Below are 12,974 nucleotides of genomic sequence, written 5' to 3' on the forward strand. Positions count from 1 at the left end.
CGGGTCAGCCCTCGTCGTGGACGTAGTCCACCACCTCGAGGCCGAAGCCGCCCAGCCCATGGAAACGCTTGGGCGCCGACATCAGGCGCATCCGCCCGACGCCGCAGTCGGCGAGGATCTGCGCGCCGATGCCGTACATGCGCCACTCGGCCGAATTCTCGCGCCCGCCGCCGCGTTCCTCGCCCGCCATCTGGGCCGTCTGGCCCAGCTGCTCCAGCCGCTGGGTCAGCGCCTCGGGCCCCTCGTGCTTGCGCAGGACCACCACCACGCCCTCGCCCGCCTCGTTGATGCGCCGCAGCGCGTCATCCAGCGGCCAGCCGCGATCCGGGCCGGCATAACCGAGCGTGTCGTGCAGGGTGTTCTCCAGATGCACGCGCACCAGGGTGTCGCGGTCCGGCCGCGGTTCGCCGCGCACCAGCGCGAAGTGCATCTCGTGATCCACCTCGTCCTGAAACGCCAGCAGGCGGAACGTCCCGTGCTCGGTGGGGAACTCGCGCTCCGAGACCCGGCGCACGGTCTTCTCGTTCTCGATGCGGTAGCGGATCAGATCCTCGATGGTGCCCATCTTCAGGCCGTGCTCGGCGCAGAAGCGCTCGAGGTCCGGCCGCCGCGCCATGGTCCCGTCCTCGTTGAGGATCTCCACGATCACCGCGGCCGGCTCCGCCCCGGCCAGGCGCGCCAGATCGCAACCCGCCTCGGTGTGGCCCGCGCGCACCACCACCCCGCCCGGCTGCGCCATCAACGGGAACACGTGCCCCGGCTGAACGATGTCCTCCGGCTGGGCGTTGGGCGCCACCGCGGTGCGGATGGTGTGCGCCCGATCATACGCCGAGATCCCGGTGGTCACGCCCTCGGCGGCCTCGATCGACAGCGTGAAGTTGGTGCCGTGCACGTCGTTGGTGTCGGTCACCATCAGCGGCAGGGCCAGCTGCCGGCAGCGCTCGCGGGTAAGCGTCAGGCAGATCAGCCCGCGGCCGTACTTGGCCATGAAGTTGATGTCCTCGGGGCGCACGTGCGAGGCGAGCATCAGGATGTCGCCCTCGTTCTCGCGGTCCTCGTCGTCGACGATGACCACCATGCGCCCGGCCTCGAGTTCCGCGAGGATGGTTTCGGTATCGGAAAATTCCATGAACACCTGCCGTCGGGGCCCGCGCTCAGTCGCGCGGGCCGGAATGATTGGGAAAGCCCTGCTCGGCCAGCCAGTCCTCGGACAGCGTGCCACCGCCGTCCCCGGCTCCGGCTCCGGCGCCCGGGTCCGCCGCGCGATCGCCCAGCATCAGGCGTTCCAGATGGCGAGCGATCAGGTCGACCTCCAGGTTCACGCGCGTCCCCGGGGCGTAGACCGAGAAGCGCGTCAGGTCCCGGGTATGCGGGATGATGTTGACCTCGAACTCGGCCCCCTCGACGCGGTTCACCGTAAGGCTGGTTCCGTCGATGGTGATCGACCCCTTGGCGGCGATGTAGCGCGCCAGCGCCGCCGGTGCGCGGAACCGTACCCGGGTGGAACGGGCATCGGGCTCCATCGAGACCAGCTCGCCCACGCCGTCCACGTGGCCGGAAACCAGATGACCGCCGAGCCGGTCGCCCAGTGCCAGCGCGCGCTCCAGATTGACCCGGTCGCCGCGGCCGAGATCGCCCAGCGTGGTCACCTCCAGAGTCTCGCGGCTGACATCGGCGGTGAAGCCGTCCACGGAGAGATCGGTCACCGTCAGGCAGACGCCGTTGACCGCGATCGAGTCCCCGAGGTGGGTGCCGGAGAAGTCCAGCCCCGGCGCACTGACATGCAGCCGGCGGTCGCCGCCGCTGGGGGTCAGGGTGTCGAGGGTGCCGAGGCTTTCGATGATGCCGGTGAACATGGCGCAGCCTGTCCTTGCGGTGATGATGCGGGGATCATAGCGAATTCGGGACCCCGCGGGGGAGAGCCCGCAGCCGCAGGGTCTCGCCCAGCCAGCGGGACTCGACGACCTCCAGCTCCGCGCGCTCGGCCATGCGTCCGATGTCCCAGTCCACCATCGGCCGGCCGCCGGAACCCAGCAGCAGCGGCGCCTGGTACACCAGCCACTCGTCCACCAGACCGGCACGGGCCAGCGCACCGGCCAGCCCCGGGCCGGCCTCCACGTGCAGCTCGTTGATTTCGCGGGTGTGCAGCTCCGCCAGCAGGGCATGCAGATCGAGGTGCCCGGCGGCGTCCTCCGCCGCCCCCGGCAGGGCGATCAGGTCGGCGCCGCGTCCGCGCAGGGCGTCCGCCGCCGGGCCGGCCGCCGCGGACTCGGTAGTGAGGACCCAGGTGGGTGAACCCTGCAGGATGCGCGCGGTGGGCGGTGTGCGCAGACCCGAATCCACGATCAGCCGCAATGGCTGGCGCACCGGCAGATCGGCCACACGGCCCGACATCGGCAACCCGGCCGCGGCGGCCAGCTCCGCCGGGCTGCGGCGCACGTTGAGCTGCGGGTCATCGGCCAGCACGGTGGCGCTGCCGGTGAGGATGGCCCCGGCCCGCGCGCGCCACAGCTGCACGTCGTTGCGTGCGGCCTCGCCGGTGATCCACTGCGACTCGCCCGAGGCCATCGCCGTACGCCCGTCCAGCGAGATCGCGGACTTGATGCGCACCCACGGCCGCCCGCGTTCCATGCGCTGCACGAATCCGGGATTGAGCGCCCGCGCCTCGGCCTCCAGCAGCCCGGTCTCCACCGCAATGCCGGCCGCGCGCAGGCGCTGCGCCCCGCCCCCGCACACGCGTGGATCGGGATCCTCCATGGCGATGACCACGCGCCCCACCCCGGCGGCGATCAGCGCCTCGGTGCAGGGCGGCGTGCGCCCGTGGTGGTTGCACGGCTCCAGGCTCACGTACACCGTCGCCCCGCGCGCGGCCTCCCCGGCCGTCTGCAGGGCGTTGACCTCGGCATGCGCCTCGCCGGCCCGCCAGTGCACGCCGGCGCCCACTTCGCGGCCGTCGCGCACGATCACGCAGCCCACGCGCGGGTTGGGATCGGCGGTGAAACGGCCGCAGTCCGCCAGCATCAGCGCGCGGTGCATCCATTCACGGTCGGCTGCGTTCATCGCGATTCGCCGGCGGGGTCGGGGTCGTCGGGAGGGGATTCTTCCGGGATCTCGTCAGCCGCGGCGCGCGCGGCCTCCTCGTCGATCAGACGCAGCTGGTGACGCCGCATCTCGGGGCTCAGATCGTCTTCCAGGCGCTCGATGGCCTCGCGGAAGGACTGCACGCTGGCAAAGCTGAGATAGATGGAGGCAAACCGGATATAGGCGACATGGTCCAGCCCGTGCAGGGCTTCCAGGACCATCTCGCCTATACGGTCGGACTTGATTTCGGGGGCACTGGTCCCGGCCAGACGGCGCTTGATGTCGTCGATGACGTTCTCCACGTCCTCGGTGCGCACCGGACGCTTGTGCAGCGCCCGGCGCAGACCGCTGCGCAGCTTGTCGTCATCGAAGGCCACCCGCTCGCCGCTGCGCTTGACCACCCGCGGCAGGCTGAACTCCGCCCGCTCGAAGGTGGTGAAACGCTCGTGACACACGCGGCACTCCCGCCGTCGCCGGATCTGTTCCTGCTCGGGTCCGGCGACCCGGGAGTCGACCACGCGGGTGTCACTGGCACCGCAGGCCGGACAGCGCATCGCCCCGGTTTATTCGCCGGCGCCGTAAACCGGGAACCGACGGCAGATGTCCAGCACCTTGCCGCGGACGTCGTCGATCACCTGCTCGTTGTCCATGTTCTCCAGCACGTCGGCGATCCAGCCGGCCAGCTCGCGGGATTCGGACTCGGTGAAGCCGCGGGTGGTCAGGGCGGCGGTGCCGATGCGGATGCCGGAGGTCACGAACGGCGACTGCGGGTCGTTCGGCACCGCGTTCTTGTTGACCGTGATGTTGGCGCGGCCCAGGGCGGCGTCCGCGTCCTTGCCGGTCATGCCCCTGGACACCAGGCTCAGCAGGAACAGGTGGTTGTCGGTGCCGCCGGAGACGATGTCGAAACCGCGTTCGACCAGGACCTCGGCCATCGCACGGGCGTTGGCGATCACCTGCTTCTGGTAGGTCTTGAAGTCCGGCTCCAGGGCCTCCTTGAACGCCACCGCCTTGCCGGCGATCACGTGCATCAGCGGGCCGCCCTGGGTACCGGGGAAGATCAGCGACTGGAACTTCTTGTTCAGTTCCGGCTGACCCTTGGAGATGATGAAACCGCCACGCGGCCCGCGCAGGGACTTGTGCGTGGTGGAGGTGACCACGTGGGCGTGGTCGATCGGGTTCGGGTATTCGCCCGCGGCGATCAGGCCGGAGACGTGGGCCATGTCCACCATCAGGTACGCACCCACGGAATCGGCGATCTCGCGGAAACGCTTCCAGTCGACCACGCGCGAGTAGGCGGAGAAGCCGGCGACGATCATCTTCGGCTGGTGCTCGGTGGCCAGGCGCTGGACCTCGTCGTAGTCGATCAGGCCCTCGTCGGTGATGCCGTACTGCACCGCGTTGTAGATCTTGCCGGAGAAGTTCGGCTTGGCGCCGTGGGTCAGGTGGCCACCGGCGTCCAGGCTCATGCCCAGCACGGTGTCATGCGGCTGCAGCAGGGCCATGTACACGGCCGCGTTGGCCTGCGAGCCGGAATGCGGCTGCACGTTGGCGTAATCGGCGCCGTAGAGCTCCTTGAGGCGGTCGATGGCCAGCTGCTCGACCACATCGACGTGCTCGCAGCCGCCGTAGTAGCGCTTGCCCGGATAGCCCTCGGCGTACTTGTTGGTCAGCACCGAGCCCTGCGCTTCCATCACGCGCGGGCTGGTGTAGTTCTCCGAGGCGATCAGCTCGATGTGTTCTTCCTGGCGCTGCGCCTCCTTGCGGATCGCGCTCCAGAGTTCGTCATCGTAGCCGTTGATGCTCATGTCGATCGAAAACATTCGGTGACTCCCGTTGGGTTCTAGGCAATTCGGGCGCGCAGCGGCCCGCCAGAGGCGCTCGACCGGCCGCGGACGGCGGCCGGAAGGTCGGGACCGGGCGGGGTACGGCGCCGGAAAGGTCCAATACCATACTGGATTCGGCCGGGATTTTCAGGACCGCCCGCCGAACGCCCGGTCGAACGGGCTATTCATCCAGCCACTCGCGACGCACCACCCAGGTCTCGGCGATGAAGTCGTGCAGGGCGCGGCGCTGCCGGGTAAAGGCCACCATCAGGTAGCCGATCATGAACAGCAGACCGGACAGGAATTCGGTGAAATGGCGCCCGGTCGCGCGGGCGAAGCTGATGCGCTCGCCATGCCAGTCGACCACCCGCAGGCCTACCGCCATCTTCCCGATGGTCGCGCGGTACTGCGAGCTGTGCATGCCGGCGAAATAGAACCAGCCGACCAGGATGTTCACGAAGGTCCAGGCGGTGTCCGCATCGGTCCATTCCTCGGTGTGCATGGTTTCCGGGCTGACCATCGCCTGCACCACGGTCAGCGGGATGCCCAGGATCACCCCGTCGATCAGCACCGCCAGCACGCGCCGCCAGAAGCCGCCGAAGGCCGCACGATCCTGCGGTGGCCCCTCGGCAGGCACCTGTCCGGACCCGCCGGAAACGGGCGGTGGCGCCTCGCCCCGGCCTGAACCCGACTCCGGATCCCTGCCGGAGCCGTTCGGCTCCGACGGCTCGGGGTCGAAATCCAGCGAACGGCCACAGGCCTTGCAGAAGGCCGCGTCGTCGGGGTTCTCGGTTGCGCAGTGCGGGCAGGTTCGGGTCATGCATCGCTCCTTCGATGTCAGGTCATTACACCGCTGTCGGCCAGCCCGTCAAAGATGAACTGAACCGCCAGCGCGGACAACAGCACCCCCATGATGCGCGTGAGCACGTGCGCACCGGTGACGCCCAGCCAGTGCTGGATACGCACCGCGATCAGCAGGCACACCAGCGCCAGGGCCATAATCGCGATCAGCGCGGCGATCACCACCGCCTGCGCGGCCAGATCGCCGCTGGCCCGGCTCATCATCAGGATGGCCGCGCCCATCGCCCCGGGCCCGGCCAGCAACGGCGTGGCCAGCGGGAACACCGAGAGGTCGGTACGCGAGCGGGCCTCGCGGGTCTCGTCCGGGGTGGCCGAGACCCCGCCGGAGCTGCGCGCGAACACCATGTCGATGCCAATCAGCAGCAGGAGGATACCACCGGCGGTATACAGCGCCGGCAGCGAGATCCCCAGCACCCCCAGCGCGGCCTCGCCGAACAGCGCGAACGGCAGCAGGATGGCAGTCGCCAGCAACGCACCGCGCCAGGCCATCGCGCGGCGCTGAGCCGGATCCATCCCGCGGGTCAGCACCGCGAAGACCACCGCCACGTCCACCGGGCCGACGGTCACGAAGAAGGTGGTCAGGGCAACAATGCCCAGTTCCAGCATGTGGCGTTCTCCCGGTCGCGGGGGTAGCGGATGTCAGCGCGCGCGCTCCACGTCGCGCGCACAGGCAAAGGGCGGCACCTCATCCAGGCGCGCCGCCAGCGCATAAGCCACCGAAGGTGCCATGTTCGCGACCACCATCTCCACCCCGATGACCCGACAAAGCCCGTGCACCGCCTTCAGCCAGTCGTAGTAGAGGCCATCGACCACCGGCACGCTGTCGAGGTCGTAGATCAGTCGCCGGGCCCGCGCCGCCTGAAGGTAATCCCCCAGCGCGACCAGATAGCGGTCCGGCTCGCCGGGATCCAGGCCCTCGCCCGGCTCCAGCAGCACCGCGTCCGCACCGATCCGGGTGAGATGCATGCCCTGGACCATCGGCGCGCCCGTCAGGCCGGGGTCCGGGCGTCGGCCATCCGCACGCCCAGCCAGTGGAAGGCCTCCTTCAGGCCTTCGGCCAGGGTCGCGCGGGTCGTCACGTCGCCCAGATCGATGTTGAGGCTGGTGAGCGCCCGGGCAATCTCCGGCCGGATCCCGGTCAGCACCGGACGCGCACCCATCAGGCCGATCGCACGGATCATCTGCACCAGGTGGTGCGATACCTGGGAGTCGATTGCCATGACCCCGGTGACATCCATCAACACCACGCGGGCCCGATCCTGCTCGATGCGCCCGAGCAGCTTTTCCATCACCACCATGGTGCGCGAGGAATACAGGGTCCCGATGATCGGCAGCGTCAGGACGCCGTCCCAGATCTCGGTGATGGGCGTGGAGATCTCGCGCAGTTCGGCCTGCTGCGCCTCGATGGTGCTTTCCTTCTGCTCCAGATACACCCGATAGACGTCCAGGATGATGTCGTTGAACACCCCGGCCAGCAGGAGCAGGGTCTCGCGGGTCTGTTCGGGCGTGATCTCCGCGTCGCGCCCCAGATCCTCGATCATCACGTTCTGCATGAACTGCAGATAACGCACGAACTCCTCCATGTCGCCGCCCCGCATCAGGATCTGCTGCGACATGGTGGTGAAGAACTGCTGCAGGGCACGGAACTCTTCGCTGGAGCGATCCGGCCGTCCCTCGTGCTGCAGCAGCATCACGAACAGCTCCATGAACTCCACCGAGTAGTCGCTGATCTCCTCGCGCGACAGGATGTTCCCCTGCACGAAGATGTTGTGCCCGCGCTCCTCGATCACCCCGGAAATCCGGCCGACGTTGACCATCAGCTGCTCGACCAGGATCTCGTTGGCACTGCGGGTCTCGTCGTCCTCCCGATTCATGTTGTCCCCCGTCATGACTCCTCCTCTTTTTTTGTGTTTCCCCGGCCTGCCGTCAAAGGCGGATGACCAGCAGCGACTTGTCATCATTGCTGCGCCCCAGCACCTGGCCCAGCACCAGCGCCAGCAGCTGCGGGTGCCGGCGCCACAGGCCGGGAAAGCTGGCCAGGCTCCAGTTGCGCCGGATACCGTCCGAGGCCGTGATCACCAGCGCATGCGGGGGGAGGTCCAGCCGGAGCTCCTCGCAGCTACGATGATCATGCCCGAGAATGCCCGGCGCCATCTCCAGGCCGCGCCGCTCACCTTCGCTCACGACCCACGCGTTCATGTCGCCCACGCCGCATACCCGAACGCTGCGCTGTGCAGCCGCGACCTCGCCGACAACCCCCACCGCCCCGCGCGAGCCGCGCAGGTTGCGGCTCAGCTCGCGCAGCACGTCGGCGGGCGATTCTCCCGCGGCGCCGGGCCGGCAACGTCCGGCCACCGCGGTTTCGGCCTCGATCCCGTGCCCCAGGCCGTCCATGTGGACCCAGCGCAGCCCGCTCCGATCGACATCCAGACCGGCACAATCCCCGTTGTGCGGGGCATCGTGCAACGCGCGCAGATAGCGCCCGAAACTCGGGCCGGCCTCGTGTTCGCCGGTTTCTCCGGGACGGAAACGCGCCCATGCGGCGGCCCCCTGCCACGGAGTGCCGGCGGCCTGCGCGGCAGGGATGCTGTAGAAATCGGACGCGTCGGCCAGGCGCCGCACGGTGCCCAGGCCCTTGCCCAGGGTCCCCGAGGTGGTGTGGCCGTCGGCCAGGGCCTGGTTCAGGTCCGCGATCCCCGGACCGAAATCCATCGCGAACAGGTCGAGCGCGGGTTCCGGCGAGCGCTGCTCCCAGATCTGCACCAGTCCGGTCCCGCGCGCGTATTTCACCTGGTTGGTCACGAGCTCCTGGCAGACCAGCAGCATGCGCTCGCGCTTGATCTCGCCGAAGCCCAGGCGCCGCGCCACGGTCTTCAGCCGCGACTGCAGCAGGACCTGCCCGCCGGCGCGCGCCGCCGCCTGCTCGCTCAGCAGGGCATACGGCTGACGCGCGGGCGGTGCGGCGCTCACGCGCGGGCTCCGAGGCCCGCGGCCGCCGGTGCGTCGGGGGCCTCGAGCTCGAGTTCAGTGGCGACCTGCCCGCGCCCCCGGTGCTTGGCCAGATACAGTGCCGCATCGGTGCGCGCCACCAGATCCTCCGGCGCGTCACCGTCCGCCCGCTGCCCCACGCCGATGCTGACCCGGCCCTCCATCGCCGCGAGCACGCGCTGCGCCACGCCGGCTGCCGCGTCGCGGTCACCGAATACGATAATGGCGAACTCGTCGCCCCCGGTGCGGCAGGGGAGGTCCACGTGTTCGCGAATGGCCGCACGCATGGCATCGGCCATGCCACGCAGGTAATCATCCCCGAACTGATGGCCGTGGGTATCGTTCATCTGCTTGAAGAAGTCGAGATCAAGCAGCACCAGGCTCAGCGGTTCATCCTGGCGGGCGCAGTGCAGCAGGGACTCTTCCAGACGGGCATCGAAGGCGCCACGATTGAACAGCCCGGTCAGGCTGTCCGTCTCGGCTTCGCGGATCGAGCGCTGGAGCTCGGCCTTCTTGCGTTCCAGATCGGCCTCGAGTTCGGCCATCTCGGCCGCCGCCCGCTCGCGGGCGCGTTCCAGTTCGGCGGCGAAGCGGGCATTGCGTCGGCGCAGGAGCTCGGGATCAGTGGATTCGGAACCCCGGCGCAGGCGCTGTGACAGGGCCTCGAGCGAAGCTTCGGAGGGGTCTTCGGGGACACGATCGAGGTGTTCGCGGCGCGCGCGTCCCCCCGCCTCTTCCCAATACAGGGCGAGTTCTCGCCCGTGGGCCACCAGCGCCACCTGCAGCCCGCCCTCCACATTGGCGGCAGCCTCGCGCAGCGCGTGCAGAAGGACATCGAGACGGGCGGTGGCGCGGAACGGGCTGCCGCCCAGGGCCACCACGGCGTCCAGGGCGAAACGCGCAAGCCGGCGCCGATCGGGCTCCACACAAACCGACAGTTCCAGCAGACGCTTCTCCATGCCGCCCCACTCCCTGTTCCGTGCCCGGATTGTGCCCCAGTCCGGGCGTCACGTCATGCACCGACGGCCGGGCCCGGCCGGGACCCGCCGCACATTCAGTACAAGCGGCGGTTGGCGTGGCGTTCCCAGTAGTCGAAGACCGCCCGCCCCTCCTCGGCCAGGGTTCGGATCAGCGGCAGACGGCGCGCCTCGGGGGGCGCCACCAGTTCGTCGCGGATCCGCTCGTCGTCAAACCCGGCCGCGGCCGCATCCGCGGCCGAGGCGGCATGCACCACCCGGTCCAGCCGGGCCCAGCAGGCCGCCGCACGACACATCGGACAGGGTTCACAGGACACGTACAGGGTCGCCCCGTAGAGACGATGATCCCCGAGATGACGGCAGGCATCACGGATCGCCGCCACCTCGGCATGCGCGGTGGGATCCTGCCACGGGATCACGCGGTTCGCCCCGCGGCCGACGATCTCGCCGTCGCGCACCACCAGGGCGCCAAACGGACCGCCGCCGACATCCACGGACTCCCGCGCCAGACGGATGGCCTCGCGCAGGAAGAAGGCGTCGTCGGCGGCCACGCTCATGGGGTCAGTCGCCCAGCACCCGGGACAGGACCTCTTCCGGCTCGACGTAGCCGGCGAGCATCTCGCCGTTTTCGGTGAACAGGGCCGGGGTGCCGCGCACGCCCAGGCTCTGCCCCAGCTGCATGTGCTCGTCCTGCGGGGTGGCGCAGCCGCCGTCCAGGTCCCTCAGCTTGTCCCCCTCCTTGGAACGGTCCATGGCCGCCTGGCGGTCATCGGCGCACCAGGTGCGGTTCATGATCTCCGGCGAGTCCTGCCCCAGCACCGGGAACATCAGGTAGCGCACCTTGATGCCGGCTTCCAGGTATTCCGGCAGATCGGCGTGGATGTCGCGGCAGTACGGACAGTTGGGATCGGTGAAGATGTTCAGCACCGCGCGGGTCTCGCCGTTCGGTTCGTAGACCACCAGTTCGCTGTCGTCGATGGCTGCGAACAGCTCGGCGCGCGCACCGCCCTTCGCCTGCTCCGTGAGGTTCTCGCGGGTCTGCAGGTCGATCAGGCTGCCCTGCATCACGTAACGGCCGTCCTCGCTGACGTAGAAGATCTCGGTGCCGTAGCGGACCTCCTTGATCCCGTCGAGGGGGGTGGAATGAATGGAGTCGATCTCGGCATCGGGGATGGCCTGCGACATGGCCTGCTCGATCGCCTCGCTGGCCTGGGCCGTGGTACCGACGGCCGCCAGGGCGACCGCGAAGGGAAGAACGCGCTTGAGGAACATGGGTGTCTCGCTGATGAATCAAAACGTGGATTGTAGGCCGGTTGCCTTCCGGGGGACAGACGGCTATCCCCGGGGATGATGTTCCGCATGCAGCGCCTGCAGCCGCGCGCGCGCCACATGGGTATAGATCTGGGTCGTGGACAGGCTGCTGTGGCCCAGCAACATCTGCACCACCCGCAGGTCGGCCCCGTGGTCCAGCAGGTGGGTGGCGAACGCATGCCGCAGGGTATGCGGCGACAGCGCCGTGTCGATACCGGCCCGCGCCGCATGCGCCTTGATGCGGTACCAGAAGGCCTGGCGCGTGAGCCCGCGGCCGCGCCGGGTCACGAACAGCGCCTCCACCGGCGGGTGCCCCGCCATCAGCTCGGGGCGCGCGCGGTCGAGATACGCCGCCAGCCAGTCGGTCGCCACCTCGCCCAGCGGCACCAGGCGCTCGCGTCCGCCCTTGCCGATGATGCGCACCACGCCCTGCCGGGTATTCACCGCCGTGCCTTCCAGCCCGACGAGTTCGGAGACCCGCAAACCGGCCGCGTACATCATCTCCAGCATCGCCCGGTCACGCAGTCCCACGGCCGTGGCGGTGTCCGGCGCCGCCAGCAGCGCCTCCACCTGCGCCTCCGACAGCCCGGCCGGCAGGGGCCGTCCGGGCCGCGGTGGATCGATGCCGGCCGAGGGGTCGTCCTCGCGCTCGCCCGCCTGTACCAGAAAACGATAGAAGCGGCGGATCGAGGACAGCGCCCGGGCCACCGAGCGCGGCCGCGCCCCGCCCTGCATGCGGGCGGCGACAAAGGCCAGCAGGTCGGCATGGGTCGCGGCCTCCAGTGCCCCGTCCCGCGCCGCCAGGAAACCCGCCAGCGTGCTCAGATCGCGCCGGTAGGCCGCCAGGGTGCGGTCGGCCAGGCCTTCCACCGCCCACAGCTCGTCCAGGAACCGGTCGAGGACCGCGGGGAGCTCCGCGGCCGTCTCCGGCGTCTCCGTCGCCATGCCGGACGAACGCCCGCGGACCGATCAGGAGCTGGCCGGGCCCCCGGACGTCGGACCGCGGCCGGTATCGGATGCCCCGCCCGCATCCTCCTCCGCGCCGGAGGTGTCGCCGGTCACGCCGGAACCGGAGGAGGAATCCTTCGTCCCCATCCCCGCTGCAGCCGCGGCGGCGCTCAGCGGGTTCTCGGGATTCTCCGCGCGGAACTTGCCCGCCAGGTTCTCGAACACCTTGGTCAGCTCCAGCGGCAGCGGGAAGAAGATGGTGTTCGCATGCCCGTTGGTGGACATGTCCGACATGGTCTGCATGTAGCGCAGCTGCAGCGCAGCCGGGCTGGCCTCCATGATCTGCGAGGCCTGCACCAGCTTCTCGGCCGCCTGCAGCTCGCCCTCGGCGTGGATCACCTTGGCGCGCCGTTCGCGCTCGGCCTCGGCCTGCCGGGCAATCGCGCGGATCATCGAATCGTCCAGGTCCACATGCTTGATCTCGACGTTGGTGACCTTGATGCCCCAGGCGTCGGTCTGCGCGTCGAGGATCGACTGGATATCGGAGTTCAGCTTGTCGCGCTCGGACAGCATCTCGTCCAGCTCGTGCTTGCCGAGCACCGAACGCAGCGTGGTCTGGGCCAGCTGGCTGGTGGCGGCGTAGTAGTCCTCGACCTGGATCACCGACTTGGCCGAATCCACCACGCGGAAATACAGCACTGCGTTGACCCGCACGGTCACGTTGTCCTGCGAGATCACGTCCTGGCTCGGCACGTCCAGCGTGATCACGCGCAGGTCGATGCGCACCATCTGCTGGATCCCGGGGATCACGATGATCAGGCCGGGCCCCTTGACCGACTGGAAGCGCCCGAGAAAGAACACGACGCCACGTTCGTACTCGCGCAGGACACGGATCGACATCGCGATCAGGGCGATGATGATCACCAGCGGTACGACGATAAAACCGAAATCGTTCAGCATGTTGCGCTCCTTCCCGCCGAAT

At 69.2% G+C, this 12,974-nt stretch carries 15 protein-coding genes; all 15 read right to left on the reverse strand.

Annotated features, from left to right (window positions below):
• Window positions 1–4 precede the first annotated feature (4 nt).
• The 15 genes from ribBA to F573_RS0101245 all read right to left on the reverse strand — a co-directional run bounded on the left by ribBA (window position 5) and on the right by F573_RS0101245 (window position 12,949).
• Window positions 5–1,129, reverse strand: coding sequence for a bifunctional 3,4-dihydroxy-2-butanone-4-phosphate synthase/GTP cyclohydrolase II (gene ribBA, locus F573_RS0101175; protein ID WP_019021153.1), 1,125 nt, complete (start codon window positions 1,127–1,129; stop codon window positions 5–7).
• A 25-nt stretch (window positions 1,130–1,154) separates the two neighbouring features.
• Window positions 1,155–1,856, reverse strand: coding sequence for a riboflavin synthase (locus tag F573_RS0101180; RefSeq protein ID WP_019021154.1), 702 nt, complete (start codon window positions 1,854–1,856; stop codon window positions 1,155–1,157).
• Between the two features lie 34 nt (window positions 1,857–1,890).
• Window positions 1,891–3,060: a bifunctional diaminohydroxyphosphoribosylaminopyrimidine deaminase/5-amino-6-(5-phosphoribosylamino)uracil reductase RibD gene (gene ribD / locus F573_RS0101185; RefSeq protein WP_019021155.1), complete on the reverse strand. Its 1,170-nt coding sequence runs from the start codon at window positions 3,058–3,060 to the stop codon at window positions 1,891–1,893.
• Entirely contained in the window at window positions 3,057–3,635 is a 579-nt protein-coding gene (gene nrdR, locus F573_RS0101190) for a transcriptional regulator NrdR (RefSeq protein ID WP_019021156.1), read from the reverse strand. The genes ribD and nrdR overlap by 4 nt, the downstream gene beginning before the upstream one ends.
• A 9-nt stretch (window positions 3,636–3,644) precedes the next feature.
• Complete coding sequence (gene glyA / locus F573_RS0101195) at window positions 3,645–4,904, reverse strand: serine hydroxymethyltransferase (RefSeq protein WP_018869906.1); 1,260 nt, start codon at window positions 4,902–4,904, stop codon at window positions 3,645–3,647.
• 184 nt (window positions 4,905–5,088) lie between these two features.
• On the reverse strand, window positions 5,089–5,727 hold the full coding sequence (locus F573_RS0101200; protein WP_019021157.1) for an RDD family protein: 639 nt from the start codon (window positions 5,725–5,727) through the stop codon (window positions 5,089–5,091).
• A gap of 17 nt (window positions 5,728–5,744) precedes the next feature.
• On the reverse strand, window positions 5,745–6,374 hold the full coding sequence (locus F573_RS0101205) for a MarC family protein (protein ID WP_019021158.1): 630 nt from the start codon (window positions 6,372–6,374) through the stop codon (window positions 5,745–5,747).
• A gap of 33 nt (window positions 6,375–6,407) precedes the next feature.
• A complete protein-coding gene (locus tag F573_RS0101210) occupies window positions 6,408–6,746 on the reverse strand; it encodes a hypothetical protein (protein WP_019021159.1) in 339 nt (112 codons plus the stop codon).
• 11 nt (window positions 6,747–6,757) lie between these two features.
• Window positions 6,758–7,657: an STAS domain-containing protein gene (locus F573_RS0101215; protein WP_019021160.1), complete on the reverse strand. Its 900-nt coding sequence runs from the start codon at window positions 7,655–7,657 to the stop codon at window positions 6,758–6,760.
• Window positions 7,658–7,694: 37 nt separating this feature from the next.
• The gene (locus tag F573_RS0101220) at window positions 7,695–8,738 is read right to left on the reverse strand and encodes a SpoIIE family protein phosphatase (RefSeq protein ID WP_018869911.1); all 1,044 of its coding nucleotides are present in this window, start codon (window positions 8,736–8,738) and stop codon (window positions 7,695–7,697) included.
• Window positions 8,735–9,715: a diguanylate cyclase gene (locus F573_RS0101225; protein WP_019021161.1), complete on the reverse strand. Its 981-nt coding sequence runs from the start codon at window positions 9,713–9,715 to the stop codon at window positions 8,735–8,737. Before F573_RS0101225 ends, F573_RS0101220 begins: the two co-directional genes overlap by 4 nt.
• Window positions 9,716–9,810: 95 nt before the next feature.
• Complete coding sequence (locus tag F573_RS0101230; protein ID WP_018869913.1) at window positions 9,811–10,290, reverse strand: nucleoside deaminase; 480 nt, start codon at window positions 10,288–10,290, stop codon at window positions 9,811–9,813.
• Between the two features lie 4 nt (window positions 10,291–10,294).
• A complete protein-coding gene (locus tag F573_RS0101235; protein ID WP_019021162.1) occupies window positions 10,295–11,005 on the reverse strand; it encodes a DsbC family protein in 711 nt (236 codons plus the stop codon).
• Window positions 11,006–11,068: 63 nt separating this feature from the next.
• Window positions 11,069–11,989 (reverse strand): site-specific tyrosine recombinase XerD, encoded by a 921-nt coding sequence (gene xerD / locus F573_RS0101240; RefSeq protein ID WP_019021163.1) that lies wholly within the window; start codon window positions 11,987–11,989, stop codon window positions 11,069–11,071.
• Window positions 11,990–12,013: 24 nt separating this feature from the next.
• Window positions 12,014–12,949, reverse strand: a complete 936-nt coding sequence (locus F573_RS0101245) for a slipin family protein (RefSeq protein WP_231364966.1) — start codon at window positions 12,947–12,949, stop codon at window positions 12,014–12,016.
• Between the last annotated feature and the right edge of the window lie 25 nt (window positions 12,950–12,974).

Origin of the sequence: Thioalkalivibrio sp. ALE23, assembly GCF_000378545.1 — a bacterium.
In the GTDB taxonomy this organism is placed as follows: Bacteria; Pseudomonadota; Gammaproteobacteria; order Ectothiorhodospirales; family Ectothiorhodospiraceae; genus Thioalkalivibrio.